This window comes from Isoptericola sp. BMS4 (genome assembly GCF_011634835.1).
In the GTDB taxonomy this organism is placed as follows: Bacteria; Actinomycetota; Actinomycetes; order Actinomycetales; family Cellulomonadaceae; genus Isoptericola.
Genome location: NZ_SIRP01000001.1, coordinates 771,016 through 797,054, shown reverse-complemented (window position 1 = coordinate 797,054; position 26,039 = coordinate 771,016). Strand labels below are relative to the sequence as shown.

The 26,039-nt window shown below is 74.9% G+C and carries 27 protein-coding genes and 1 tRNA gene; 11 read left to right on the top strand and 17 right to left on the bottom strand.

Annotated features, from left to right (window positions below):
- Positions 1-3: 3 nt before the first annotated feature.
- From mnhG to dcd, 8 genes are all read right to left on the bottom strand, one after another.
- Complete coding sequence (gene mnhG / locus EYB28_RS03515; RefSeq protein ID WP_166844902.1) at positions 4-375, bottom strand: monovalent cation/H(+) antiporter subunit G; 372 nt, start codon at positions 373-375, stop codon at positions 4-6.
- Positions 372-761 carry a monovalent cation/H+ antiporter complex subunit F gene (locus EYB28_RS03510; RefSeq protein WP_166851614.1) on the bottom strand — a complete coding sequence of 130 codons (390 nt, stop codon included), beginning with the start codon at positions 759-761 and terminating at the stop codon, positions 372-374. Before EYB28_RS03510 ends, mnhG begins: the two co-directional genes overlap by 4 nt.
- Entirely contained in the window at positions 761-1,387 is a 627-nt protein-coding gene (locus tag EYB28_RS03505; protein ID WP_166844900.1) for a Na+/H+ antiporter subunit E, read from the bottom strand. The genes EYB28_RS03510 and EYB28_RS03505 overlap by 1 nt, the downstream gene beginning before the upstream one ends.
- Positions 1,384-3,009: a Na+/H+ antiporter subunit D gene (locus tag EYB28_RS03500; RefSeq protein ID WP_166844898.1), complete on the bottom strand. Its 1,626-nt coding sequence runs from the start codon at positions 3,007-3,009 to the stop codon at positions 1,384-1,386. The genes EYB28_RS03505 and EYB28_RS03500 overlap by 4 nt, the downstream gene beginning before the upstream one ends.
- Positions 3,006-3,536 (bottom strand): Na(+)/H(+) antiporter subunit C, encoded by a 531-nt coding sequence (locus EYB28_RS03495; protein WP_166844896.1) that lies wholly within the window; start codon positions 3,534-3,536, stop codon positions 3,006-3,008. The genes EYB28_RS03500 and EYB28_RS03495 overlap by 4 nt, the downstream gene beginning before the upstream one ends.
- On the bottom strand, positions 3,533-6,454 hold the full coding sequence (locus EYB28_RS03490) for a Na+/H+ antiporter subunit A (protein WP_166844894.1): 2,922 nt from the start codon (positions 6,452-6,454) through the stop codon (positions 3,533-3,535). Before EYB28_RS03490 ends, EYB28_RS03495 begins: the two co-directional genes overlap by 4 nt.
- A gap of 125 nt (positions 6,455-6,579) precedes the next feature.
- A complete protein-coding gene (locus EYB28_RS03485; RefSeq protein WP_166844892.1) occupies positions 6,580-7,701 on the bottom strand; it encodes a hypothetical protein in 1,122 nt (373 codons plus the stop codon).
- 131 nt (positions 7,702-7,832) lie between these two features.
- Positions 7,833-8,417 carry a dCTP deaminase gene (gene dcd / locus EYB28_RS03480; RefSeq protein ID WP_166844890.1) on the bottom strand — a complete coding sequence of 195 codons (585 nt, stop codon included), beginning with the start codon at positions 8,415-8,417 and terminating at the stop codon, positions 7,833-7,835.
- A 140-nt stretch (positions 8,418-8,557) separates the two neighbouring features.
- On the opposite strand from dcd, the gene EYB28_RS03475 reads away from it, so the two are divergent.
- From EYB28_RS03475 to EYB28_RS03465, 3 genes are all read left to right on the top strand, one after another.
- Positions 8,558-8,628, top strand: a tRNA-Gly gene (locus tag EYB28_RS03475).
- A gap of 237 nt (positions 8,629-8,865) precedes the next feature.
- Entirely contained in the window at positions 8,866-9,621 is a 756-nt protein-coding gene (locus tag EYB28_RS03470) for a GNAT family N-acetyltransferase (protein ID WP_205710830.1), read from the top strand.
- A gap of 56 nt (positions 9,622-9,677) precedes the next feature.
- The gene (locus tag EYB28_RS03465) at positions 9,678-10,217 is read left to right on the top strand and encodes a hypothetical protein (protein WP_166844888.1); all 540 of its coding nucleotides are present in this window, start codon (positions 9,678-9,680) and stop codon (positions 10,215-10,217) included.
- 46 nt (positions 10,218-10,263) lie between these two features.
- Here EYB28_RS03465 and EYB28_RS03460 read toward each other — a convergent pair whose 3' ends face one another.
- Positions 10,264-10,836 carry a GNAT family N-acetyltransferase gene (locus tag EYB28_RS03460; RefSeq protein ID WP_166844886.1) on the bottom strand — a complete coding sequence of 191 codons (573 nt, stop codon included), beginning with the start codon at positions 10,834-10,836 and terminating at the stop codon, positions 10,264-10,266.
- Between the two features lie 126 nt (positions 10,837-10,962).
- Between EYB28_RS03460 and EYB28_RS03455 the strand changes: the two genes are divergently transcribed.
- Positions 10,963-11,772, top strand: a complete 810-nt coding sequence (locus EYB28_RS03455) for a protein phosphatase 2C domain-containing protein (RefSeq protein ID WP_166844884.1) — start codon at positions 10,963-10,965, stop codon at positions 11,770-11,772.
- 18 nt (positions 11,773-11,790) lie between these two features.
- Here EYB28_RS03455 and EYB28_RS03450 read toward each other — a convergent pair whose 3' ends face one another.
- Entirely contained in the window at positions 11,791-12,891 is a 1,101-nt protein-coding gene (locus EYB28_RS03450) for a serine hydrolase (RefSeq protein ID WP_166844882.1), read from the bottom strand.
- A 123-nt stretch (positions 12,892-13,014) separates the two neighbouring features.
- Between EYB28_RS03450 and EYB28_RS03445 the strand changes: the two genes are divergently transcribed.
- Complete coding sequence (locus EYB28_RS03445; RefSeq protein WP_166844880.1) at positions 13,015-13,494, top strand: nitroreductase family deazaflavin-dependent oxidoreductase; 480 nt, start codon at positions 13,015-13,017, stop codon at positions 13,492-13,494.
- Positions 13,495-13,498: 4 nt separating this feature from the next.
- Here the strand turns inward: EYB28_RS03445 and EYB28_RS03440 are convergent, their stop codons facing one another.
- Positions 13,499-14,548 carry a zinc-binding dehydrogenase gene (locus EYB28_RS03440; protein WP_166844878.1) on the bottom strand — a complete coding sequence of 350 codons (1,050 nt, stop codon included), beginning with the start codon at positions 14,546-14,548 and terminating at the stop codon, positions 13,499-13,501.
- Between the two features lie 72 nt (positions 14,549-14,620).
- Here EYB28_RS03440 and EYB28_RS03435 point away from each other — a divergent pair, with 72 nt between their 5' ends.
- Complete coding sequence (locus EYB28_RS03435) at positions 14,621-15,196, top strand: TetR/AcrR family transcriptional regulator (RefSeq protein ID WP_166844876.1); 576 nt, start codon at positions 14,621-14,623, stop codon at positions 15,194-15,196.
- A gap of 61 nt (positions 15,197-15,257) precedes the next feature.
- Here the strand turns inward: EYB28_RS03435 and EYB28_RS03430 are convergent, their stop codons facing one another.
- The 3 genes from EYB28_RS03430 to EYB28_RS03420 all read right to left on the bottom strand — a co-directional run bounded on the left by EYB28_RS03430 (position 15,258) and on the right by EYB28_RS03420 (position 18,749).
- Complete coding sequence (locus EYB28_RS03430; protein ID WP_166844875.1) at positions 15,258-16,310, bottom strand: pirin family protein; 1,053 nt, start codon at positions 16,308-16,310, stop codon at positions 15,258-15,260.
- A 793-nt stretch (positions 16,311-17,103) separates the two neighbouring features.
- Positions 17,104-18,111, bottom strand: coding sequence for a hypothetical protein (locus EYB28_RS03425; protein ID WP_166844873.1), 1,008 nt, complete (start codon positions 18,109-18,111; stop codon positions 17,104-17,106).
- 83 nt (positions 18,112-18,194) lie between these two features.
- Positions 18,195-18,749 (bottom strand): DinB family protein, encoded by a 555-nt coding sequence (locus EYB28_RS03420; RefSeq protein ID WP_166844871.1) that lies wholly within the window; start codon positions 18,747-18,749, stop codon positions 18,195-18,197.
- A gap of 52 nt (positions 18,750-18,801) precedes the next feature.
- Between EYB28_RS03420 and EYB28_RS03415 the strand changes: the two genes are divergently transcribed.
- Positions 18,802-19,404, top strand: a complete 603-nt coding sequence (locus tag EYB28_RS03415) for a TetR/AcrR family transcriptional regulator (protein ID WP_166844869.1) — start codon at positions 18,802-18,804, stop codon at positions 19,402-19,404.
- Between the two features lie 21 nt (positions 19,405-19,425).
- Here EYB28_RS03415 and EYB28_RS03410 read toward each other — a convergent pair whose 3' ends face one another.
- Entirely contained in the window at positions 19,426-20,283 is an 858-nt protein-coding gene (locus EYB28_RS03410) for a sugar phosphate isomerase/epimerase (protein WP_166844867.1), read from the bottom strand.
- A gap of 173 nt (positions 20,284-20,456) precedes the next feature.
- Here EYB28_RS03410 and EYB28_RS03405 point away from each other — a divergent pair, with 173 nt between their 5' ends.
- Positions 20,457-21,128, top strand: a complete 672-nt coding sequence (locus EYB28_RS03405; RefSeq protein ID WP_205710828.1) for an HAD family hydrolase — start codon at positions 20,457-20,459, stop codon at positions 21,126-21,128.
- 10 nt (positions 21,129-21,138) lie between these two features.
- Positions 21,139-22,137 (top strand): phosphotransferase family protein, encoded by a 999-nt coding sequence (locus tag EYB28_RS03400; RefSeq protein WP_166844865.1) that lies wholly within the window; start codon positions 21,139-21,141, stop codon positions 22,135-22,137.
- A gap of 4 nt (positions 22,138-22,141) precedes the next feature.
- On the opposite strand, the gene EYB28_RS03395 is transcribed toward EYB28_RS03400, so the two are convergent.
- On the bottom strand, positions 22,142-22,963 hold the full coding sequence (locus EYB28_RS03395) for a GAP family protein (protein ID WP_166844863.1): 822 nt from the start codon (positions 22,961-22,963) through the stop codon (positions 22,142-22,144).
- 131 nt (positions 22,964-23,094) lie between these two features.
- Here EYB28_RS03395 and EYB28_RS03390 point away from each other — a divergent pair, with 131 nt between their 5' ends.
- Both EYB28_RS03390 and EYB28_RS03385 read left to right on the top strand, forming a co-directional pair.
- Positions 23,095-24,462 (top strand): sensor histidine kinase, encoded by a 1,368-nt coding sequence (locus EYB28_RS03390; protein WP_166844860.1) that lies wholly within the window; start codon positions 23,095-23,097, stop codon positions 24,460-24,462.
- Positions 24,459-25,133 (top strand): response regulator transcription factor, encoded by a 675-nt coding sequence (locus EYB28_RS03385; protein WP_166844858.1) that lies wholly within the window; start codon positions 24,459-24,461, stop codon positions 25,131-25,133. The genes EYB28_RS03390 and EYB28_RS03385 overlap by 4 nt, the downstream gene beginning before the upstream one ends.
- A 12-nt stretch (positions 25,134-25,145) precedes the next feature.
- Here the strand turns inward: EYB28_RS03385 and EYB28_RS03380 are convergent, their stop codons facing one another.
- Positions 25,146-26,027 (bottom strand): carbohydrate kinase family protein, encoded by an 882-nt coding sequence (locus EYB28_RS03380; RefSeq protein ID WP_166844856.1) that lies wholly within the window; start codon positions 26,025-26,027, stop codon positions 25,146-25,148.
- Positions 26,028-26,039: the final 12 nt, after the last annotated feature.

Genomic DNA, 26,039 nt, shown 5'->3' with positions numbered 1-26,039 from the left:
CGGTCAGCGGTCGTCGTCGACGGCGCCCGGGTCCATCTCGTTGGGCCGCAGCTCCGACTCGTCCACCTTGCCGGTGCGGAACCCGGCCCGCCCGACCAGGTGCGCCGCCACGGGCGCCGTGACGAGCTGGAAGATCACGACGAGCACGAGCATCGCGACCGCGGACCAGCTCCGCACGCGGAGCGCGAGCGCGAGAAGCAGCAGCACCAGGCCCAGCACCTGCGGCTTGGTCACCGTGTGCATGCGCGCCAGCAGCGACGGGAACCGGACGACGCCCATCCCCGCGGCGAACGTGAGGAACGCGCCGGCGAGCAGGCAGAGCGCCGCCGCGACGTCGGCGACGGCGGTCAGCGTGCCGGGCTCGACGTCGGTCATGGGCGTCCGCCCCCCTCGTCCTGACGGTCGTCGTGGTGGTCGTCCTGCGCGCTGTGCTCGCCGCGGTGCACGTCCGCCTCGCGGGCCTGCGCGGCGACGTCCTCCGGCGCGCGGCCCTGGTGGTCGTGCTCGGGCTCGCGGGCGGCGAAGCGCGCGATGACCACCGACCCGACGAACCCGACCAGGGACATCGCCACGAGGATCGGGATGGTCTCGGTGCGGCGCGACCAGGCGGCCTCGATCGCGATCGCCCCCACCAGGGACGCCGTGAGCAGGTCGAGGGCCACGGCCCGGTCCAGCATCGAGGGGCCCCGCTCGACGCGGACGAGGGCGAGCACCGCGGCGGCCCCCACGAGCACGGCGGCCAGCACCACCACGACGACCATCACGACTCCTCCCCCGCGTCGTCGCGCCCGCCCCGGGGCGCCTCGTCCGCCGGGCGGCCCGGCCGCGGAAGGTCGCAGCGCGCGAGCACGTCGTCGGAGGCGAACGCCCGCAGCACCCGTTCCTCGAGCCGCAGCACGTCGCGCCGCACCCCCGCGGCCCCGCCCGACGCCTCGATGTCGAGCACGTGCAGGAACATGATCCCGGTGCGCCGCTGCGCCTCGACGACGAGCGAGCCGGGGACGAGCGTCGACAGGACGGCGGTGAGGGTGAGGAACACGTCGTCGGGGTTGCGGAGCCGCACCCGCACGATCGCGCCCTGGGGCGGCGGCCCGGGGCGGAGGGCCGTGAAAGCCACCTCGAACGACGCGACGACGAGGTCGGCGACGAACCGGCCCGCGAGGACGCAGGCGGGGACCAGGCGGAACCGGCCGTCCGCCCGGATCGGCGGCAGCGGGAACGCGAGCACCACGACGGCGCCGAGCCCGAGGCCGGCGAGCGCGTTCGCCCAGGACAGGTCGCCCCACAGCAGCACCCACACCGTCGCGAGGATCAGCAGCGCGGGCCACTGCCCGACGAGGCGGCGCAGACGACGGCGGACACCGCGCCGGGACGGGGGCGGGCTCACGGTCGCTCACCTCCCGCGACGTCCGCGGGGTCGCGCTCGCCGGACGTGCCCGCGACCTCGACGGACTCGCCCGTGCCGCGGTCGCGCCCGCCCGGGAAGACGGCCTCGACGTAGCTGCGGCCGTCCATGGATGCGGCCGCGGCGCGCTCCGCGTACCCGTACAGCGGGCCGGCCACGACCGTGAGCGTCAGCCCGAACGCGACGAGCGCACCGGCCGGCAGCATCATGCCGCGCGGGACGGACCCCTCGGTCGCGACCTCCGGCGGCGCCGTCTGCCAGAACGCCTTGTTCCACGCCTTGACGACCGCGTACAGGGTGAGCAGCGACGTCGCCACGGACCCGACGACGAGCGCCCACGCGAGCGGGGACCCGACGCGCACGCCCTCCGTGAGCAGCCCGACCTTGCCGAGGAACCCGGACATCGGGGGGATGCCGGCGAGGTTGAGCGCGGGGACGAAGAAAAGCAGCGCCAGCACCGGGGCGAGCTTGGCGAGACCGCCGAGCCGGTCCAGCGACGTCGACCCCCCGCGCCATTCCACGAGCCCGACGACGAGGAACAGCGCGGTCTGCACGGAGATGTGGTGGACGACGTAGAAGATGGCCGCCGCGGTCCCGGCCTCGGTGGCGAGCGCCACGCCGAAGATCATGAATCCGATGTGGCTGACCAGCGTGAACGACAGGAGGCGCTTGACGTCGTTCTGCGCCACGGCACCGAGGATGCCGACCAGCATGGTCAGCAGCGCCGCGACGAGCAGGATGCGGTCGACGCGCTCGTCGTCGGGGAACATCACCGTCTGCGTGCGCAGGACGGAGTACACGCCGATCTTGGTGAGCAGGCCGGCGAAGACGGCGGTCACGGGCGCCGGCGCCGTCGGGTAGGAGTCCGGCAGCCAGGCCGACAGCGGGAAGATCGCCGCCTTGATGCCGAACGCGAGGAGCAGCAGCAGCTGCAGCGCCAGGCGCACCGTCGGGTCGACGTCCGGCAGCCGTTCGGCGAGCTGTGCCATGTTGACCGTGCCCGTGGCGGCGTAGATCAGGGCGATCGCGGCCAGGAACAGCAGCGACGCGGCCAGCGCGACGATGATGTACACCGACCCGGCGCGGACCCGCTCGGCCGTGCCGCCGAGCGTGAGGAGCACCGCCGACGCGGCGAGCAGGATCTCGAAGCCGACGTACAGGTTGAACAGGTCGCCCGAGAGGAACGCGTTCGCGACACCGGCCGCCAGCACCAGGTAGGTGGGGTGGAAGATCGCGACGGGGATCGCGTCCCCGACCCGCCCCGAGGAGGCCTCGTCCCCCTCGGCGACGCCCTGCCCCAGGGAGTACAGGAGCACGCACAGCAGCATGATGCCGCTGACCGTGAGCATCAGCGCGGACAGCCGGTCGGCCACCAGGTCGATGCCCACGGGCGCCGCCCACCCCCCGACGTCGACCACGAGCGGGCCGGAGTCGGCGACGGCGACCAGGGCGGCGGACGCCGCCGTGGTGGCCGCCAGCGCGGTGACGCTGATGATGCGCTGGACGGCGGGGAAGCGGTACAGGGCGAGGGTGAGCCCGGCGGCGAACAGCGGCAGCAGGACGGGCAGCGGCACCAGCGTCTCGACGTTCCACACCCCGGTCATCGGGCGCCTCCCGGCGTGTCGGTCGGCGCGTCGCCGGGGGTCTGCCCGTCCGGGTCGTCGTCGGCGACCTCGTCGTAGACCTCGGCGGCCTCCTCGTCGAGGGTCTCGCCGGTCTCGGTCGCGTCGGCGTCCTCGAAGGCGGGCGCGTTGAGGGCGGCCTGGCGCGCGACCCGCCGGTCCTCGACGTCGTCGGCGACCTCGTCGTGGCCGTGCAGCTGCCACGAGCGGTACGCGACGGCGAGGACGAGCGCGGTGAGGGCCAGGGTGATGACGATCGAGGTGAGGATCATCGCCTGGGCGAGCGGGTCGCTCATCGGCTCGTCGTTCGGCGCGTTGCCGACGATGGGCGACGCGCCGGCCCGTCCACCGGCGACGAGCAGCATGAGGTTGACGCCGTTGCCGATGAGGACGAAGCCGAGCAGCACCCGCGTCAGAGGACGTTCGAGGAGCAGGTAGACGCCGGTGCCGCACAGCACCCCGACGGCGAGCACCAGGACGGCTGACGGTGTGTTCTCCAGGACGGTCATCGCGCCACCTCCCGGGCCGCCTGCTCCTCCGGCTCGCGCTCGGAACCGGGCACCGGCGACTGCCGGTCGATCTCGGCGCCGAGCGTGCGCAGCAGGTCGAGCACCAGTCCCACGACGACGAGCATGACGCCGATGTCGAAGAACAGGGACGTCACCAGGTGCACCTTCCCGATCACGGGCAGATGGATGTCGTGGATGAAGCTCTCCAGCACCTCGTTGCCGGTGAGCAGCGCCACGAGCCCCACCCCGGCCGACAGGAACAGGCCGGTGCCGAGCAGGATGCCCGGCTGCACCGGCATCGCCTCGCCGAGCTCGTAGCGCCCGCCCGCGAGATACCGCACCGCCAGCGCTATCCCGACGACGAGCCCGGCGGCGAAGCCGCCGCCCGGCGCGTTGTGCCCGCTGAACAGGAGGAACAGGGCGAACAGCACCATGACGTGGAAGATCACGCGGGTGACGACCTCGAACATCACGGACCGCCGCTCCGGGGAGACGGTGCTGCCGGCGGCGATCCACACGCTGCGGGTGTGGGTGTCCGGGTGGGTGACGTCGTCGGCGCGGGACAGCCGCAGCACCTCGCCGCCGCGCTGGCGCAGGAACACCAGTGAGGCGACGCCGGTCGCCGCGACGAGCAGCACCGAGATCTCCCCCACGGTGTCCCAGGCGCGGATGTCCACGAGCGTGACGTTGACGATGTTCTTGCCGCCCCCGAACTCGACGGCCTCGCCGGGGAAGTCCACGCTGATCGGGGTGGCGACGCGCGCCAGCGGGGCCGCGAGCGTCAGGCCCATCATCGCCAGTCCGGTGGTGACGCCCAGCGCGAGCCGGACCCAGCGGCTGACCGCCAGCGGGCGGTCGGTGAAGTAGGGAGGCATGCGGCGCAGCACGAGCACGAGCACGACGATCGTGACCGTCTCGGTGAGCACCTGGGTGAGCGCGAGATCGGGGGCGCCGTGCAGCAGGAACAGGGCCGCGTTCGCGTAGCCGGCCACGCCGACGAGGACCACGGCCTTGAGCCGCCGTCGCGCCCGCGCCGCGAGGACGGTGGCGCACACGACGATCGCGACCACGACCAGCTGGGCCGGACGGTCCCACGGCACCACCGCGACGTCGACCGTCGTCCCCCGCAGCAGCCCGGAGGCGATGACCAGCCCGGGGGCGACCGCCAGGACGGCGAGGATGATGCCCAGGTAGACCGGCAGGGAGCCGCGCTGGGTACCGGCGGTGACGTCGGCGGCCAGGTCGTCCAGGCGGCGCATGGTGCGCCGGTAGGCGACGTCGGCCCCGCGCGGGGACCAGAGAGCGTCCTGCCAGCGCTCGACCCGCGCGCGCTGGACGAACAGGAACGCGCCGGCGGCGAGGACGGCGACGGTGATGCCGAGCACCGGCGTCAGGCCGCCCCAGAGCACGAGGTGGCCCGGATCCCCGGCGGGGTACAGGTCGGCGTACGGGGAGAGCAGGTGCTCGCCCATCGACGGGACGAGAGCCACCGCGAGGCCGAGGACGGCCAGCGCCATCGGCGGCGCCACGAGCAGCCACGGCTGCCGCCGCGACACCAGCGGCGTCGTCCCGGCGACGTCGACGGGCTCACGCCCCTGCGCCGGCACGACCGGCTTGGTGGCGAACGCGCCCCACACGAACCGCAGCCCGTAGGCCACGGTGAGGGCCGACCCGACGACGAGCGCCGCCAGCGCGAGCGCCTCCAGCGCCCCGGCGCCGTGGGTGACGTCGTGCCAGAGCCCCTCGAGCGCGGCCTCCTTGGCGACGTACCCGGCGAACGGCGGCAGGCCGATCATCGAGGCGGTCGCGGCGACGCCCGCCGCCGCGGTCCACGGCATGGTGCGCCACAGCCCGGAGAGCCTGCGCAGGTCACGGGTGCCGGTCGCGACGTCGACGGCCCCGACGACGAGGAACAGCGCCGCCTTGAACATGGCGTGCGCGCCGAGGAGCGCCAGCCCGGCGAGCGCGAGCGCGCGGGAGCCGAGGCCGAGGAGCAGCACGATCAGCCCGAGCTGGGAGACGGTGCCGAACGCGAGCACGAGCTTGAGGTCGTGCTGGCGCAGCGCCCGGTAGCCCCCGAGCAGCAGGGTGCCGCCGCCCAGCAGCAGCACGAGCCAGCGCCACACCGGCACCTCGGCGAGCGCCGGGGCGAACCGCGCCACCAGGTACACGCCCGCCTTCACCATCGCCGCCGCGTGCAGGTACGCGGACACGGGGGTCGGGGCGGCCATCGCGGCCGGCAGCCAGAAGTGGAACGGGATCAGCGCCGACTTGGTCGCGGCGCCCGCGAGCAGGCAGACCGCCGCCACGACGGCGGGAGCGCCGGTGGGCGGGTCGGCCACGACCTCCGAGACGCGCCACGTCCCCGTCGACACCCCGAGCACGATGAGGCCGACGAGCATCACCAGGCCGCCCGCCGTCGTGACGACGATCGCCTGCATGGCCGCGCGGCGGGACGCCTTGCGGTCCGCGTAGTGCCCGATCAGCAGGTAGGAGAAGACGGTGGTCAGCTCCCAGAACACGAAGAGCAGCAGCAGGTCGTCGGCGACGACCAGGCCCACCATCGCCCCCGCGAACGCCGTCAGCACCGCCGCGAACCGTCCGGTGCCGTACGCGCCGCGCTTGAAGTAGGCCGAGCAGTACAGCAGCACCAGCGCGCCGACGCCGCCGACGACGAGCAGCATCAGCCACGCCAGCGTGTCGAGCCGCAGGTCGATCGAGAGCTCGAGGCCGGGCACCCACGGGGCGCTGAAGACCGGCGGGTCGCCGGCGAGCACCCGCGGGGTGCTCGCCGCCGCGTAGGCCGCGGCCGCCGCCGGGCCGAGCGCGAGGACCCAGAACGCCCTCCTGTCCAGCCACGCCACCAGAGCCGGCGCCGCGAGGGCCAGCAGGAAGACGATCAGCAGCACAGGAAGCACAGCACTCCGTCCGGTCGAGGGCGGGGCGAGGCCTTCACCTTACCGGGACGCACCCCGCAGGGACGGCCAGGATGCTGACACGGCGGTGTGACCTGCGCCGTCGGCCGCGAGCCGGTGGCGGCGCGCTACAGGTCCTCCGGGTCGAGCAGGAAGTCCGCCTCGTCGGCGATCTCGCCCCCGGTCGCGGCGTGGATCGCCCCGGCCAGCCGCGCCACGAGGTCAGCGGCCCGCCTGCGGGCCACGACGTGCGCCGCCTGGGGGAACTCCTGCTGCGCCTCGACCAGGTCCGGCGCGTCCCAGCGCACGTGGTAGCACACGGCGCCGGACGCCGCCCACGGCAGGTCGCGCACGAGCAGCGGGAGCCTCTCCTCGCCGGTCACCTCGACGGTGACGGTGCCGTCCACGTTGAGGTCCGCGACCAGGCCGTACGCGTCCAGGACCATCGGCGCCCGGAGCGCCTCGATGTCATGGTCGTCGGCCCGGGCGTGCAGCGCGCGGCGGGTCTCGTCGTCCAGCGGCTCGCCCGGGTACAGCGGCCGCTCCGCCAGCCCCTTCGGCGGGCCCTGGTACGGCTTGCCCTCCGTGGCCAGGACGACGCGCGGGTGCACGGACTGCAGCACCCGGTGCGCGGCCTGCGGGTCGAGCCACACGTCGGAGTAGACGGTCAGGTCGACGGCCGCCCCCGGGTCGGGCGTGAGCACCGTGCCCGGCCCCGCCGGCCGCCGTCCGCCGTCGGCGTCGTCCCAGGTGCCCGCGACGTCGAGGCGCACCGTGCCGCCCAGCCGACGGGCCGCCTGCAGCAGCCAGACGACGACGCGCTCCTCCTCGCGGTTCGGCAGGCCGGCGGGGAAGGCACGTGCCAGCCCGTCGCGGTCTCCGCCGTACTTCTGCGGCGTGTCCCACCGCTCACGCGGGCACACGACGTCGAACACCATCGTGGTCCCCGCCGGCAGCCCCGGCTCGGCGCGCTTGCCCTGCGGGGCGTACGGGCCCGTCACCGTGCTGTGCCGCGACAGCCGGAGCACCCCCGGCTCGCCGGGACCGGCGACCCGCCCGACGGGCACGTCGACCTCCGACAGCCCGGCCGGCGCCACGTCCCACCGCGTCCCGGTGAAGCGTGACGTCGCCAGCACCTCGAGCTCGTCCACCGCGACGTCGGCCGGCACCCCCAGCAGGTGGCGGGCCTGGTGGCCCTGCGCCGCCGTCGGCGGGAGCGGCGGGAGGGGTGCGGGAGTGGCGGACGACATCGGTCGGCGATCCTTCCGGGACGGGGGCATGGCGCGCCCCACGGTGCTGGCGCGGCGGGACCGAGCGTAGCGACGTCGGCCGCCGCTGCCGAACGCCTCCCGCGACCCGCGGGAACCGCCGTCCCCGACGCTCATCGCGCTTCCAGCTCCGACCGGTGGAAGGCCTGCCAGGACCGGCTCGCCGTCGGGCCCCGCTGCCCCTGGTACCGCGACCCGTACGCCTGCGAGCCGTACGGGTGCTCCGCCGGCGACGACAGCCGGAAGAAGCACAGCTGGCCGATCTTCATGCCCGGCCACAGCGTGATCGGCAGCGTGGCCACGTTGCTCAGCTCGAGCGTCACGTGCCCCGAGAAACCCGGGTCGATGAACCCCGCCGTACTGTGCGTCAGCAGACCGAGCCGGCCCAGCGACGACTTGCCCTCCAGCCGCGCGGCGACGTCGTCCGGCAGCGTCACCGACTCGAACGTGGAGCCCAGCACGAACTCCCCCGGGTGCAGCACGAACGGCTCGTCCGGCGCGACCTCGACCAGCCGCGTCAGCTCCGGCTGCTCCTGCGACGGGTCGATGAACGGGTACTTGTGGTTGTCGAACAGCCGGAAGTACCGGTCGAGGCGGACGTCGATGCTGGAGGGCTGGAGCATCGACGTGTCCAGCGGGTCGAGGACGACCCGCCCGGCGTCGAGCTCGGCCCGGATGTCGCGGTCGGAGAGCAGCACGGGGACACCGTATCCGGCGCTCCCCCGCGCCCGCGTGCGCGTCCGAGGGCCGCTCCGACACCCCGCCGGACACCCGGTTCGGAGCACGGCGGGTTGTTGGGTATGATCGGGGCCGCGCACATCGTTCGCGATGCTGCCGCGCGGGTGTAGTTCAATGGTAGAACTTCAGCTTCCCAAGCTGACAGCGCGGGTTCGATTCCCGTCACCCGCTCAGCAAGGTTCCGCCCCAGGTCAAGACACGTTTCCTGACCTGGGGCGGAGTCGTTTCCACGGCGGCTCATCCGGGGCGCGTGCCATTCCCGTGCCCTGAGGCCCCTCGTCACTCCGCTCGTGCGGCGCATCGTGGGCCCGTCGCCTCGACCACCTGCCGCTCATCCGCGATGGCGGCGAGTTCCGACGACGTCGGCTCCACGCTCGGGCGTCTCACTCCCTTGAGCCCATCGTTCAGATGGTATGGATTGCCCGGGTCATCTGCTCCACCGAAGAGGAGGGCAACAATGACGGGATCATCGATCCGCACGGAGGTGGGCGAGTCCGCCATCGACCGACCCGACGCCGGACCCGAGGACGAGGTTTGAACCCGCGACCGTCGCTGGCGCGCCCCGAGGACGCGGCAGCCATCCGCTCGCTGCAGGATGAAGCGCGCGCATGGCTGCAGGCCCGCGGCTCGGACCAGTGGAGCACGATTCGGCACACCGACCCGGCCTCACCCAGGAGCTTGGAAGCGGGGATCGATCGCGGCGAGGTGTGGGTGTGGCGCGACCGGTCAGGAATCGTCGCCACCGCGACGCTCGACGACGGCGCAGACCCCGAGCTCTGGACAGCGGACGACACGCCCGACGACGCGCTCTATCTCCACCGGATGATCGTCAGCCGTGCGGCGGCAGGCAACCACCTCGGCGCCACGATCATCGACTGGGCGGCTCATCGCGCGGCCGACCTCGGCCGGCACTGGGTCCGCCTGGACGCGTGGCGATCGAGCACGGGCCTCCACGCGTACTACCTCCGCCAGGGGTTCCAGCACGTGCGGACCGTCGACCTCCCGCACCGCGGTTCGGGCGCGCTGTTCCAACGCCGGGCGTACTACCCGGCCGGAACCAGGTTGGACACGTTCATGAAGACGGCGTTCATCGTCGGAATCTCGTTGACGGCCCTCGGGTACATCGCCCTTCTCGTCGCCTTCAGCGTCTCCGACTGGACGTAGCCGGGCGGCAGCCGACCATGGCGGCGGTCGCTCGACGCGGTGGCAGGATCTGCGGCATGAACCATGCGAGATCGGACACGCACCTCCGGCGTGCGCTCGTGGTGGCGGTGGCCGCCGTGGCGGCCCTGGCCGGCTGCACCGGCGCGGAGGGGTCACCGACGGTAGAGCAGCCCACCGAAGCCGGGGGCGGCATGCCGTCGGCGACGGCGACCGACCCGGGTTCCGGTGACGCCAGGACCGACGACACGAGCGACGACACGAGCGACGAGGAGCTCTGCGCGACCCTGCCGGCCGCCATCGCGGGCCCGTACGAGGGGTGGTTCAACGGCACACCGGCGCTGCCGGACGGTTCGGTCGTCACGGAGACCGAGGACTTTCCGGACGTCATCCGCGAGCATCCGCGCGTCGTGCTGGTGAACACCTGGTCGGGAGAGGTCGTCGCGTCGTACGACCGGGTGCGGTGCGGCCGGGTCGACGGGTGGGAGGCCCCGGACGAGGCGTCGTCCTGGCCGGAGCACTCGGTCGTCGTCGTCGACGCGACGACCGGCGACGTGGTGGAGCACTTCCGCGTCGACCGGGAGGGAGCCGCGTCGTGAGGCCGCGGTGCGCCCGGTCGTGCGGCATGCGGCCGGCGCACCGGGCTCAGGTCGCCGGAGCCGGCACGGCCGACCGCTGCCACTCGCGCCGGAGCAGCCCGAACACCCACGAGTCGGACACGTCGCCGTCCACGACGCAGTCCTCCCGCAGCGTCCCCTCGTGGACGAACCCGAGCTTCTCCAGGACCCGTGCGGACGCCAGGTTGCGCGTGTCCGTCTCGGACTGGACGCGGTTCAGGTCCAGCGTGTCGAACGCCCACCGCAGCAGGGCGTGGGCGGCCTCGGTCGCGTAACCCTGCCCCCACCCGGCCTCGTCGAGGCAGTAGCCCAACGACGCGCTGCGGTAGTCCGGGTCCCACTCGATCAGGCCGCACCAGCCGAGGAAAGCCCCGTCAGCGGCGCGTTCGATCGCCACCCGGGCACCCGTGCCCTCGTCCGCGATCTCCCGGCACTTCGCGACGAAGCGCTGCGCGCGGGCAGCATCGCTCCATCGCGGCGAGTCCCAGTAGCGCATCACGGCAGGGTTGCTGTGCAGCGCGAAGAGGTGGTCGACGTCGGCGTCGGTGAACGGCCGCAACCGCAGGCGGTCGGTGCGCAGGTGGGGAGTCTCCAGGGGCATGTCCGCCATCGTGCGCCGTCCAGGGGCGGGCGGGACAGCGCATATCCCGCGCGGTCGCGGCGGCGGCACACCCGGCGCAGCGCCCTGCTGTTGCATTCGCCTCCCCGGTGGGCGAAGGGTGCACCCATGACGATCGCCACCGCGACCCTGGCCGGGGCCACGAACAACCAGGACCGCCTCGTCGTCGGGGACGGGTTCGCCGCGGTGCTCGACGGCGCGACGTCGGTCGCGGGAGACCGCTCCCACGACCCCGGATGGTATGCGGAGCAGCTCGCGCTGGCGCTGCGGGAGACGGTGCCGCGCGGCGCACCCCTCGCGGACGCCGTCGCCGACGCGATCCGCGCCGTGCGCGACGCGCACGCTCTCGTCCCGGAGACCACGCCCACCAGCACCGTCGCGCTGGCGCGCTGGTCCGGGGAAGCCGTGGAGACGTACGTCCTGGGAGACAGCGTCGTCGCCGTCCTGCGTACCGACGGTACCGACGTCGTCCGCACGGACGACCGGCTCGACGCCGTCGCCGTCGCGGAGCGCACCTCGTACCGCGCCCGCCTGGCCGCCGGGCACGGGTACGACGGCGTGCACCGCGCGCTCCTCGTCCACCTCCAGGCCGAGCAGGGCCGGCGCCGCAACAGGCACGGCGGCTACTGGATCGCCGGGGCGGAGCCCGACGCCGGCCTGCACGGACTGACCGCGACCGAGGACCGGGCGGCGGTGGCCGCGCTGGTGCTCGCGAGCGACGGCGTCGTGCCCGAGCGCTCCGCCGAGCCGGCGACGTGGCGCGACCTCCACCGCGAGGCTGAGCGGCACGGCCCGGAGCACGTGCTCGACCGCCTCCACGCGCAGGAGGAGACCGACCCCGACGGGCGGCGCTGGCCGCGGGCCAAGCCGCACGACGACAAGACGCTCGTGGTCGTCACGCTCGACGAGACGCCGTGACCGGGCATGCTCGGGGGGTCAGGGCGCGTCGGCGAACAGACCCATCACGGCGGGCCCCATCTCGACCTGCGTCAGGAGTACGAGGAACGACCCGTCCGGGTCGACGCGCAGGTCGGTGCCCAGCCCACCGGACCAGCCGAACCGCCCGGCGTGCGGCCCGGACGTCTGCACGCAGACGCCGAAGCCCCAGCCCATGCCGTCCCAGAAGCCGGGGAAGAAGCTGTCCGGAGTCTTGACGGCGGCCGGCACCTGGTCGGTCCGCATGAGGGCGAGAAGGTCGGGCTCGACGACGACCTCGCCGTCGTGCCGGCCGCCCGCCGCCAGCATGCGGGCGAAGGCCGCGTAGTCGCGGGCGGTGGAGACCAGCTCGGCGTGGCTGAGGTCGAACGGCGCGGGCGCGACGTAGAACCCCTCCCCCGCCGGCTCGATCTGTGTGAGGTTGCCGTCGGCGTCGTGGCGGTACGCCGCGGGCAGCCGGTGGGCCTGGTCCCGGGGCACGGTGTAGCCGGTGTCGACCATGCCGAGCGGCTCGAACAGGTCGACGCGCAGGTGCTGCTCCAGGGAACCCCCGACCAGCCGGGAGAGCAGGATGCCGAGGATCCCGAAGGAATGGTGGTACCGCCATCCGCTGCCCGGCTGGAACGCGAGCGGCAGGTCCGCGAGCGCCTCCAGCCACTCCTGCGCACCGAGCTCGACGGGCTCCTGGCCGGCCTGCGTGCGGTTGGCGACCATCGCTTCCTGCAGGGGGCACGGCGACGTCATCATCCCGTAGCCGGAGGTGTTGGTCAGCAGATGCCGCACCGTGATCGGCCCGTCCGCGGGGACCGTGTCGTCGAGCGGCGCGTCCGGGGCGCGCAGCACGCGGCGTCCCGCCAGCTCCGGCAACCACGTGTCCACGGGCGCGTCGAGTTCGAGCCGGCCGGCCTGGACCAGGCGCAGTGCGGCGACCGCGAGCACGGGCTTCGTCATCGACTGGATCCGCACGATCGCGTCCGCCGCCAGGTCCCCGACGGCGACGATCTCGGTGGCGCTGTCCGTGCCGCCGACCGCGGCGACGACGCCCGGGGCAGTGCCCTGTGCGACGTGCCGTTCCAGGACTCCGCGCAGTGCGTTCACCATGCGCCGAGCGTAGCGGCAGGGCCGCACCCGGGTCAGAGCGGCAGTTCCGGTTCTGTGCGGCAGTTCGGACTGCCGCACAGAACTCGAGATGCCGATGTGATCGCCCGCGGTAGCGTCCCGGACATGAGCCTCGCCTCCCGCGCCCTGCACACCCGCTGGTTCGTCCGCTCCCCCATCTGGCTGTTCCGGGCGGGACTGGGGTTCCTCACGGGCGGACGGCTGCTGATGATGGTGCACCGCGGGCGCTCGAGCGGCGAGCCGCGGTACGTGGTGCTGGAGGTCGTGGACCGCCCGGCGCCGGACCGGGTCGTGGTGGTCGCCGGCCTGGGCCCGCGGTCGCAGTGGTACCGCAACATCCAGGCCGACCCCCGGGTGCTGGTCTCCGTCGGGACGCGGCACCAGGCCCGCGCCGTCGCGACGACGATGACGCCCGACGACGGCGCGGCCACGCTGGAGGCCTACACCTCCGTCCACCCTGGGCCGTGGTCGAAGCTCGAGCCCGTGCTCGCCGAGTGGGCGGTGCCGCTGGCCGCCGAGCGGGGCGAGGACGACTGGCGGCGCGTGGTGCCCGTCGTCGAGCTCCGCCTGCTCGGCGGCGCCTGACCGCCTACGGGTGCAGCACGAGCTTGCCCACGTGGCGCCGTCGCGCGAGCTCGTCCTGGGCCCGGGCGGCCTGCGCCAGCGGGAAGGTGGCGGCGACGACGGGACGGATCGCCCCCGCGCGGGCCAGGTCCATGAGCGCGTCGAAGTGCGCGGGCGTGTGCATCGCGGAGCCGATCACCTGCGCGTTGTGCAGGTAGAGCCGGCGCACGTCGATCGCCACGTCGTACCCGCCGAGGGCGCCCGCGATCACCCACCGGCCGCCTTCGCGCAGCAGCGGCAGCCCGTCCGCCACCAGCGTCCCCGCGACGACGTCGAGACCGACGTCGATGCCGTCCGGGGCGGCGGCGCGCACCTGCTCGACGACGTCCTGCCCGCGGTCGACGACGGCGTGCGCGCCGGCCTCGCGGACCGGGTCGATCTTGCGCCCGCTGCTGATGGCGACCACGCGGGCGCCGCGCGCCCGGGCCAGCTGCACGAGGGCGATGCCGACGCCCCCGGACGCCCCGGAGACGAGCGCGGTCTCGCCGGCGCGCAGGCGGCCCCGCTCGATCATGCCCAGCGCGGTGCCGTAGGCGGTGGGCAGCGTCGCGAGCTGGTCGTCGGTGAGCGGCGAGTCCGTCACGTCGTGGACGCGCTCGGCCGCCGCGGTCACGTAGTCCGCGTAGCCTCCGTCGCGCTCGCTGCCCATCAGGCCGACCGGGTGGGCGTCCGGTCCGGTGGCGTCGTAGTGCGCGGGGTCGACGACGACGCGCCGGCCGAGGAGGCCTTCGTCCACGCCCGCGCCGACCTGGGCGACCCGGCCCGCGACGTCGGCGCCCTGGGTCCGCGGGAAGTCGAGGGGGCCTCGCCATCCCGACCGCGCCTCGGGGTCGTCCGGCGTCCCGTAGGCGCCCTCTCGGGTCCACAGGTCGGTGTTGTTGAGCGCGGCGGCGCTGACCCGGACCAGCACCTCGCCGGCCTGCGGGACGGGGCGGGCCACCGTCGCCTCCGCGAGGACCTCCGGTCCGCCGTGCTCGGCGATCTGCATCGCGCGCATCGTGGTGGGCGTGCTCATGGTGTCGACCTCCCTCAAGTATACTGATCGGTGAACATCGACCACCGTACACCGATCAGTGAAGGGCGCACGATGGCGGACCCCCAGCACCTGACGCCGGCCGGACGACGCGTCGTGGCCGCCGCGGACGAGCTCTTCTACGAACGCGGGATCACCGCGGTCGGCGTCGCTCTGATCGCGGAGCACTCCGGCGTGACCAAGCGGACCCTGTACAACCAGTTCGGGTCGAAGGACCGGCTGGTCGCGGCCTACCTCACGGAACGCGACGAACGCTGGAGGGCTCTCGTCCGCGCCACCGTCGAGGCCTGCGACGACCCCGTCGAGGCCGTCACCGCGCCGTTCGCCGCGCTGCGGACCTGGGCCCGGACCAGCTCGCGCGGGTGCGCGTTCATCAACGCCCTGGCCGAGCTGCCCGACCCCGCGGACCCTGCTCGCCGTGTCGCCGTGGACCAGAAGGTCTGGCTGCTGAGCCTGTTCGAGGAGCTGAGCGCGGCGGCGGACCGCCCCGAGCCCGCCGCGCTCGCGAGGCAGCTCCTCGTGCTGCACGAGGGCGCGCTCACCACCCTGCCCCTCCCCCTCGAGACGCTGGACGCGACCGTCGACCTGGCTCGCTCCCTCGTCACGGCCGCCGCACCGCCCGGGCGCTAGGGGCTAGGGCGCCCGCCGCCCGCACCGGGCCGGGTCTCGACGACGGGTCGGCGGTGGCGCGTCACGCCCTGCGCTCGCGCGGTCGCAGCCGCACGTCCGGCAGCGCAGGGGCACGCAGGGGCCCGCCGTCGTACCCGCGCACCTGACCGAACCGGCGCCCGGCGGCACCCGGCGCGTACTGCGTGCCGTCCCCGTCGTCGCCGGCGTCGCCCACCTGCGCCATCCAGTCGGCCCGCGCGCGGACGATGTCCTCGTGGGTGCGCCCGACGAAGTTCCACCACATGACGACGTCCTCGTCGAACGGCACCCCGCCGATGAGGACGGCGCGTGCCGGCCCCTCGTCGCCGGCGGTCACGACGAGCCGCTCGGGCCCGGGCGCGACGTACCCGAGCGCTGCCGGCGGCACCACGCTGTCCGGCCCGTCCCCGGCGAACGACACGTCGCCGGCGTCGACCAGCAGGGCGTGCTCGAACGCGGGATCCGTGTCGAGCTCGAGGCGCCCGCCGGGGGGCAGGTCGAGCTGGGCGCCGACGAGCGGCGTGTACGTGCGGGCGGGCGAGGTCAGACGCCGGCCCGCGACGACCAGCGACCCCATGAAGACCTGGACGCGCGCCCCGTCGACGTCCGCGGCAGGCAGGTCGGCGTGGTGCTCGAAGTGCGGCTCGACGGCGGCGTCCGCGGACGGCAGGACCGTCCACAGCTGGACGCCGTGCAGCACGGGCGGGCGGCGCCCCGCCGGCGACTCCTCGGAGTGCGAGATGCCGACGCCCGCCGTCATGAGGTTGAGCTCGCCGGGGCGCACGGTCACCAGGGACCCGACGGAGTCGCGGTGCACGATCTCGCCGTAGAAGAGCCAGGAGACCGTCTGCAGGCCGATGTGCGGGTGCGGCGGCACCTGCATGCCGGCCGAGCGGGAGACGTCGTCCGGGCCGTAGTGGTCGCAGAAGCACCACGCGCCCACGAGGGACCGTCGCCGCTGCGGGATGGTGCGGCGCACGCTCATCGCGCGCGGTCCTCCCAGCGGCACGTCGCGCGCCATGAGGAGCTCGACGCCGGCGTGCTGCTCGCCCGCGGTGCAGGTGCGCTCCGCCGGGCGGGTCTCCAGGTTGCTCATGACCCGAGCGTAGGCCCCGGACATGCCGAGGCCCCCCGGGGGCGGCCGGGGGGCCTCGGAGCGACCGCGTACCCCTGGTCGACGAGTCGGACCAGCAGCGCCGTGGCGACGACACGACCGCGACATCCCGTCAGACCTTCGGGCGGCTCCTGTGAGACACAGTGCGTCGTCACCCCCCGGGGTCCGTTCTCCACGGACTGCCGCACGCGGTGGTCTTCCGGCCCCGTACAGGCGCCTGCGTCGTCACCCGCAACCCGTACCGCAGTACGGGACGGCCCGTCGTTCTCCGGTCGACCCGTGTCCGTCGGAGCGGTGCACCGACACCTCGTCGCAGAGGCTCGTGCGCACCGACCTCCTCAAGACCGATACGCACGTTTCTAGACCCGTTCTCCGGCCCTCTGCAAGGGGTGCGGCGAAGGTTTTCCGGGGCATGCGGCTGACCACAGGTTCGTCCACAGGCGCAGTCCCGGAATCCCCACATCACCCACAGCCCTGTGGACAAAATCTGTGGACGGCGACGGTGGGCGATCCACCCGCGCGACCGGTCGCCGAGCCGATACCGCGGCTGCGAGGATCGGGCCGGAGGGCGCCGCGGATCACGCCGTCCGACGCCACGATCCGCGGAATGGCGCGGATCGCGCCACCGCGACGGCGCCGTGGCACCGTCGCCCGGGGCGACACGCCGGGGCGACACGCGGTCGCCGAACTCCCCGATGCGAAACGTTGCAGGTGAGGGCACGTTCGCGTGTCCGGTCGGGCACCAATCATGCACAACCTGTGGATAACTCGGGCGTCAGACCCAGGCCCGCCCGGACGCCGTCTCGCCCGCCAGCCGACGCTCGAGGTCGTCGGGCCCCACCGGCAGGCCGCCGTCGTCCAGGACGACGGCCTCGAGCCGTGGCTGCAGCAGCGCCGCGACCCGCGCGAGCAGCGCGCGGCACCGGGCGCGGGCGATCTCGTGGATGCCCGAGGGGTGCTCCACCGCCAGCTCCTCCCGGTCCAGCGGCACCCACGACAGCCGGTGCACGACGGCGCCGGAGACGGCGAGCGCCGACGCGGCCCCCGAGGCGGACCCCGCCACCGCGAGCGGCAGCCGCTCGGCGGGCGCCACGTCGATCACCAGGTCGCCGTCGTACGCGGTGCGCGCGACCACCCGCAGCGCGCCCGGCGGGCCCGCCGGCGCCGCCTGGGCGGTGGCGACGCAGGAACGGACGGCGGCGAGCAGCTCGTCCTGCGGCAGGGTGCGTGCCGACCACAGCGTCAGGTCGACGGCGGCCCGCGGGTCCGGTCGCATGACGTGGCGGCCGTCGGCGAGCAGGGCCCCGCCGAGCCGGCGGGCCACGGCCACCGCCCAGCGGACGATCTCCAGCTCCTCCCCCTCCGGCAGGGCTGCGGCGAAGGCCCGCGCGATGCCGTCCCGGTCGTCGTACACGCCGGGGCGCCCACCGCGGACGTCGAGCCCGCCGTCGAGCCGCCCGAGCGCCCATGCGGCGCCCGCGCCGCTCAGCCCCAGGGAGGACGCGTCGTCGACCGGGAAAGGCCCGGTGGCGCGGTGCTCCCGGCCGAGCCGCAGGACGCCGGGCGCGGAGGCAGAGGCGGAAGCGGAGGAGCGCATCCCCCGGAAGCGGGCTCCCACGGGGCGGCCGTCGCCGGTCGCCGCGCCGTCGCGGGGCGCCCTCAGCCACTCGACCCCGGCGAACCGGGCGGCCGCGAGCTCGGGGACGCCGTGCGCCCCGGAAGGGGCCACGAGCACGTGCTCGGACGTGTGCTCCGAGGGGACGAACGCCTGGACGGAGGCCATGGGCGGCGAACCTACCGGCGCCGCGCGTCCGGCGTGTCACGGGGGCATGACGGACGTGTTACGCAGGTCACACCACGGGGGGCTCAGGCCCGGACGTCGTGGAGGTGGTGCACGACGTCGTGCAGGAAGTACTGCCCCAGCGTCCGCACGATGAACTCGGAGCCGTTCGACCGGCGCCCGGCGCGCCCCTCGTCGGCGGGCTCCACGGCGTCGAACCGGTCGGCGACAGCGCGGCCGGCGACGTCGAGCTCCACGGCCACGGTGGCGGGGTCCTGGTGGGCGTAGTCCGCCTCCAGCGCCGTGGCGTCCTGGTCCCAGTCGGCGAACAGCGGGTCGTCCTCCGCCAGCATGAGCGCGAGCCGCTCGTCGAAGACGCGGAAGACGTCGCGCACGTGCGCCCCGTACTCGAGGGCGGACCAGACGCCGGGCTCGGGCCGCCGCGCGACGTCGGGGCGGGCGAGCACCGCCCTCCAGCGGGGCAGCGACGCGCGGACCGCCTCCCCGACCGCGGGCACCTCCGTGCGCGCCGCCACGAAACCGCATTCGGGGCAGGGGCGCTCGAGCACCCAGGTCCAATCCTTGGTGTCGGGGACGATGCCGCCGACCGGCGCGGAGGGGGCAGGGGTGGAGTCGGTCACAGGAGCACCCTAGCGGGACGGCGTGCTGACAACGGATGCCTATGATGTCAGCATGCCCAAGATCATCGGCAACAGTCTCCACGAGCACCGCCAGATGACCCGGCACAAGCTGTTCACCGCCTTGTCGACGCTGATGTCGGAGCGCGGGTTCGACTCGATCACGCTCGCGGACATCGCGACCGCGGCCGGCGTCGGACGCACCGCGGTCTACAACCACTTCCCCGACAAGGAGGCGCTGCTGCTGGGGTTCATCACGCACGAGACGGAGCAGTACGCGCAGACGCTGGAACGGGCCCTCGCGGAGGTCGGCGACCCCGTCGAGCAGCTGCGCACGTACATCCGCCAGCAGGCGCAGCTCGCGCGGGTGTTCCACCTGGCGCCCGGGCCCGACCTGCGCACCGTCCTGTCGCGCACCACGCAGGCGCGGCTGCGCGAGCACGCCGAGATCGTCGAGTCGATCCTCAAGCGGATCCTGCGCGCCGGCATCGCGGCCGGCGAGTTCCCCGAGCAGGACATCGAGCCGACCGTGCAGCTCGTCAACGCCTGCCTCTCCGGCCGGCTCATCCCCGAGGAGCCCGTGGCCCGCGAGCGCGCCATCCGCGCGGCCGAGGCGTTCGTGCTCCGCGCCGTCGGCGCCCAGCCGGTCGCCGCCTGAGTCTCGCCCGCCGACCGCCGCTCACCAGGCGTCGGCGGGGCGGTGGTGGTGGTCGGGCGGGGGTGGCTGGTAGGGCAGCGGCTCCGGCGCCAGGTGCGCCCGCGCGAACAGCAGCGCGGCCTCCAGGTCGGCGTGCCGCTCGTGCGCGGTGCGCGCCTTGCGGGTCGAGATCTCCACGACGACGTCGCCGGCGAAGTCCCGCCGCGACAGCTCCTCCAGCACCTTGTCGCAGGCCATGTCGCCCCGCCCGGGGACGAGGTGCTCGTCGCGGGCCGACGCCGTCCCGTCGGCGAGGTGCACGTGCCGCAGCCGGCCCGCGAACTCCTCCACGAGCGCGATCCCGTCCTGCTGCGCGACGGCCGCGTGCGACAGGTCGAGCGTCACGGCGTCGTAATCGTGGTCGGCCGGGTCCCAGCCGGGCAGGTAGGCCTTGAGCTCCCGGTCGCCCTTGGAGCGGGGGCGCCACGGGTACATGTTCTCCACCGCGATGGTCACGTCGCCGGACACGTTCAGCTCGTGCACGAGATCCTGGAACTGGCGGGCGTACTTGTACTGCCACCGGAACGGCGGGTGCACGACGACCGTGCTCGCCCCGACCTCGTGCGCCACGTCGACGCTGCGGCGCAGCTTGTCCCCCGGCGAGCGGCCCCACACCCGCTGGCTCACCAGCAGCGTCGGGGCGTGGATCGACCGCACCGGCACCCCGTGCTCGTCCTCGAGCCGGCGCAGCGCCGCCGGCTCCTGGGTCGCCTCGTCGGACCACACCATGACCTCGACGCCGTCGTAGCCGAGCTCGGCCGCGACCTCGAAGGCGAACGCCGCGCGGCGCGGGTACACCGACGCGGTGGAGAGGGTCACGGGGATACGGACGTCGGCCATGCTCTGCACACTAAACCTCATCGCTGGCGCCAGCCCGGACACAGGCTGAGAGCGCCCTGACACGAGCATGCACCTGATCGGTGTCGAACATGTGGTTGGTCCGGGACTCGCCTCGCGAGTCCCGGACCAACCACATGTTCGGCAGCGGGGCGAGGGCGGATAGGGTCGCCGTCATGGTGCGCGCGGTGGTGTTCGACGTCGGGGAGACGCTGGTCGACGAGACCCGGATCTTCAGCCGCTGGGCGGACCGCCTCGGCGTCCCCCGCGGCACGCTCCTCGGCCTCGTCGGCGCCTGCGCCGCCGCCGACCGGCCCCTCGCGGACGCCTTCCACCTGGTGCGGCCCGGCATCGACCTCGACGCCGAGATCGCGCGCTGGGCCGACGACGACCCCACCGGCCTGCGCGAGAACTTCGACGCCGACGACCTGTACCCCGACGTCCGGCCCGCGCTGACCGCGCTGCGCGCCGCCGGCCTCGCCGTCGTCGTCGCGGGCAACCAGCCGCCGCAGGCGCGCGCCGCGATCGAGGCCATGGGCCTGCCGGTCGACGCGATCCGCACGTCCGACGAGTGGGGCGTGCAGAAGCCGCACCCGGCGTTCTTCGCCCGGGTGGCCGAGCTCGCCGGGGTCGCGCCGTCCGACGTCGCGTACGTCGGCGACCGCCTGGACAACGACGTGCTCCCCGCCGCCGACGCCGGGATGCGACCCGTCCTGGTCCGCCGCGGCCCGTGGGGGTACCTGCACGCCGAACGCCCGGAGGCGGCGCGCGCCACCGTCGTCGACTCCCTGCTCGAGCTGCCGGGCCTCCTGGCGCCGGAGGCCCGGGACCACGCCGCGGCGCGGTAGTCTCCGGCGCATGCTCACCAAGGCGGCGGTGACGGCGGAGCAGGTCGCGGCGGTGGTCGCGCCCCTCGGAGCGGTGCGGCACGTGGCCCCGCTCAGCGGCGGGCTGTTCGCCAGCGTCCGGCGAGTCGTGCTCGACGACGGGCGCCAGGTGGTCGTCAAGGTGACCGGCGCCGACACCTCCCGCCTGCTGCGCTACGAGCACGGCATCCTCGCCACGGAGGCCGCCCTCGACCGCCTCGCGCACGCGGCGGGCCTCCCGGTGCCGCGTGTGCTCCTGGTCGACGACACCCGCCGCCACGTGGACGGCGACGCCCTGGTGGTCGAGCTCCTCGACGGCGAGCTGTGGCACGGCGCGACGCTCACGCCGGCCGAAGCCGCCCGCACGCGGCGGTCGCTGGGACGGTTCATGGCGGGGCTGCACCGCATCACCGGCGACCGGTTCGGCTACCCCGCGGCCTCGTCCGGGCTGTCCGCGCCCACCTGGCCCGGTGCGCTCGCCGCCATGCTCGACGCCGTCCTCGCCGACGCCACGCGGTGGGGAGTCGAGCTGCCGGCGGCGCGCCTCGCCGACGCGCTGGCCCGCCACCACGACACGCTCGCGACCGTCATGACGCCCCGCCTGGTGCACGGCGACCTGTGGCCCGGCAACCTGCTGCTCGACCCGGCCGACCGCACCCTGCGCGGGGTGCTCGACGGCGAGCGCGCCCTGTGGGGCGACCCCCTGTTCGAGCTCGCGGGCGTCGACCAGCACGGGATGCGCGACGTGGACCCCGACCTGCTCGCGGGCTACCGGGCGGCCGGCGGCGAGCTCGGCCTCGGCGACGGGACCCCGGCCACGGGCGACGCCGGCGCGTGGACCCGCCTGCGCGTGTACCGCGCCTACTTCTCGTGCCTGCTCGTGGTCGAGGTGGTGCCGCGCGGCTACGCGCCCGAGCACGCCGAGACCCAGGTGCGCCACGCGCGCGCCAACCTCGTGCGGCTGCTCGACGAGCTCGGCGCGACGGGCTGACGGGTCAGCCCGTCCAGCCGAGACGCCCCATGGCGTCGAGCGCCAGCAGCACGCCCACGATCCCGAGCACCCACCCCGTCATCTCGGCCGCGTTCTTCGACAGCCAGCGGTCCAGGCGCCGCAGCAACGGGTCGACGGCGCGCGCGGCGACCAGGCGCCCGGCGAGCAGCAGGAGAGCCGGCGCCACCATGACGACGCAGTACGCGGCGAGGACCCCGACGGACGTGCCCGTCGCCAGGCCCGACGACGAGAGCAGGCCGATCGCCGCCAGGTAGGGCAGCATCGTGCCGACCTCGAGCGCCGCGGCACCGAGCGCCAGCCCCATGAGCGGCAGCGCCGACGTCCGCGGCCGCACGGTCGCGACCGGGAGGGTGCCCGGCGCCGCGGGGGCGCCGTCGTCGGCGGCCTCGACGCCCATGGCCCGTTCCCGCCACCGTACGAGCCGCCCGGGCCGCGCGCCCTCGCGCTCCGCCCGCGCCCGGGCGCGCTTGCCGTCGAAGCGGAAGCTCAGCGCGAACAGACCGATGCCGAGCAGCAGCTGCACGATCACCACCGGCCTCGAGTCCAGCGCCTCGCCGTACCGGTCGAGGAACGCGCCCGCGCCGAGCATGACGACGACGCCGACGACGAGGTAGAAGGCGGCGACCGTGCCGAGGTAGGCGAGCAGACGCCCCGGGCGAGGGCGGCCGGGCGCCATGAGCAGCCACACGGGCACGAGCAGCGTGCCGAAGCTCGTCGAGTCGACGAGCGCCAGCACCACGAGGGCGCCCGCCATGGCGGCCAGGCCGGCGCCCTCGAGGCCGCCGATGTCGAGGGGAAGCTCCATGCCGGCGATCCTGCCGCGCGCCGGCCCCCGCCGCGTCGGCCGAACGAGTGATCCCGCGCGCGGGCACGCCGGGCGGCCGCGTACACCCTTCGGCCGATCCGCGACCGTGGACGCTGTGCTGGGATGGGACGATGACGACGGACCGGCCCCGCGACGCCGTCCGCGCGCGGCGCGAGGCGCCCGCGGGCGGGGACGCACGGTCCGTGGGGGCGATCGCGCAGGCGGTCGCCCGCCCGTGGCGCGGCGACGACCGGCGCTCCGACCTGTTCAACGCGGGGACGCTCTTCGTGATCGGCTGGGTGCTGCTGCAGGTGGGCCTGGTCGACACGTTCACCTGGGACCCGCCGCTCGTCGGCGACCCGCAGCCGTGGTGGCGGGTGGCGCTGCTCGCGGTGGCCTGCGCGCTCACGCTCGCCAAGCGCACCCACCCGATGCTCGCGCTCGCCGCCGTCCTCGTCCCCCTCGCCGTCGACGTCGCGTGGGGCGGCAGCCTCGCGATGATGCTCGTGCTGTGGGACCTGCTGTACGGGGCGGCGATGTGGTCCGGCCGGACGGCCCAGCGCTGGCTGTGGGGTGTCAACGCCACGCTCACGATCGTCGGTGCGGTGGCGGTGGGCGAGGCCACCCGCGACGTGCGCGGCTTCGTCAACGGCGGGCTGCTGCTCGGCGCCGTCCTGCTGATGCCCATGTGGTGGGCGCAGAACGTGCGGCAGAAGTCGGAGCTCGCCGAGCTGGAGCGCGCCCGCGCCGACGAGGCGGCCCACGCCGCGGAGCTGGAGCGTGAGCGCGCCGCGGACCTCACCCGTCTCGCGGAGCTCGACCGCCACGAGGCGGTGCAGGCCGAGCGGGCGGCGATGGCCCGCGACCTGCACGACGTCATCGCCTCCCACCTGTCGACGATCGCGATCCACTCGGGCGCGGCGCTCGCCGTGCCGCCGGACGACGACGGGCAGGGCGCGAGCCGCGACCGGGCCGCGCTGGAGCAGGTGCGCGCCAGCGCCGTGACCTCCCTGACGGAGATGCGCGCGATGATCGACCTGCTGCGCGCGGACGCGCCCCGCGACGCGCTCGCCGCCCCCGGCCGGCTCGACCGGCTGGCCGACCTGGTCGACGCCGCGCGGTCGGCGGGCGGCGACGTGGACCTACTGGACCCCGACCGGGTCGTCGCCGTGCCGCTGCCCGCTGCGGTGAGCCAGGCCCTGCACCGCATCGCCACGGAGGCCCTGACGAACGCCCGCAAGCACGCGGCCGGCGCCCCCGCCGTCGTGCGGCTCGCGTGGGACCCGACGCCCACGGAGGCGGTGCGGCTGGAGGTCCGCAACGACCCGCCCGACGGCGAGCCGCCGGTGGCGCCCGACCCGCCCCTCAGCGCGGGCACCGGGCTGCTCACCATGCGCGAGCGCGCCGAGGGCGTCGGGGGCACGTTCGACGCCGGCCCCACGCCCGACGGCGGCTGGGTGGTGCGCGCCGTCGTGCCGGCCGAAGGAGGAGAACGATGACCGGGACGACAGGGCCCGTGCGGGTGCTGCTCGCCGACGACCACGCCGCGATCCGCGCCGGGCTGCGAATGCTGCTCGACGCCGCGGGGGACGTCGAGGTCGTGGGCGAGGCCGCCGACGGCACCGCGGCCGTGGCGAACACGCGCGCGCTGCGTCCCGACGTCGTGCTCATGGACCTGCGCATGCCGGGCGTCGACGGCATCGCCGCCACGCGGACGATCGCGGGCGAGGGGCTCGCCGCGGTGCTGGTGCTCACGACGTTCGACCTCGACGAGTACGTCGACGGCGCGCTGCGCGCCGGGGCCGCCGGGTTCCTGCTGAAGTCGGCGGAGCCCGCGGCGCTGCTCGACGCCGTCCGCCGGGTCGCCGCCGGCGACGGCGTCCTCGCCCCGGAGGTGACGCGGCGCGTGCTCGCCGCGTACGCGGGGCTTCCGGACACCGGCCCCCCGCCCGAGGGCCCCTCCACGACGGCGAGCCTCGACGGCCTGACCCCACGGGAGGTCGACGTCCTCACGGCGCTGGGGCGCGGCCTGTCGAACCAGGCCATCGCCGACGAGCTCGTCATCACCGAGGCCACGGCCAAGACGCACGTGTCGCGGGTGCTCGCGAAGCTCGGGGTGGTCTCGCGCATGCAGGCGGCGATCGTCGCGCGCGACGCCGGTCTCGCCTGACGCGCCGCGGGCTCACCGGTCGGCGGCGCCCTCCGCCGTCGGGCTCAGGTCCGGGCTGCGCACCACGCGCGCCGCGTGCGCGGCCCCCGCGGCCATGGCCTCGGCGGTCGTCGCCCCGCGCAGGTGCGCGTCCAGAAAGCCGGCGAAGAACCCGTCGCCCGCGCCGTTCGTGTCGATGACGTCGTCCACCGGGCTGGCGGGGACGTCGAGGAATCCGTCGGCCGTCAGGGCCGTCGCCCCGCGCGCGCCGTGCGTGCACACGACGAGTCGGGCACCGCCGTCGAGGCGCTCGGCCATGAAGGCGCGGTGGTCGGCGAGCCGGTCGGAGCTGAGGAAGACGTGCGTGCCCGCCTCCCGCCACGGGCGGTGGAAGTCCGTCGTGCCGTCGTCGTCGTGCAGGTCCACCCACACGTCGCGGCCCCGCTCGCGCGCCGCGGCGAGCACCGGCAGCGAGTGGAGGGCCAGGTCGACGACGACGGCGCGGGCCGCGTCGACCGCGGCGAGCGTCGCGTCCCACGCCGGCCCGGCGGGCGGGACCTCGCCCGGCGCCTGCAGGTAGACGGACACGCGCCCGCCGCTCGCGTCCATGAGGTTGAGATGCTTCTCGGTGCGGCCGTCGGGCGCCGGTTCCGCGAGCAGGCGCACCCCCGCGGCGGTGAGCCGGTCGCGCACCCGGGCGCCCTCGTCGTCGGCACCGAGCACCGTGCGCAGCGCCACCGTGCGGCCCAGCGCCGCGAGGTTCAGCGCCTTGCCGGCCGACGTGCCGCCCACCGTCGCGTGGTGGTCGCGCGCGAACAGCGTGTGCGGGTGCGGCTCGGGCAGCGCGTCGAGCTGCACGAGGGTGTTCCAGGACGCCGGGCCGGCGACGAGCACGTCAGTGGTGGTCTCGGTCACCCGGCGACTTTA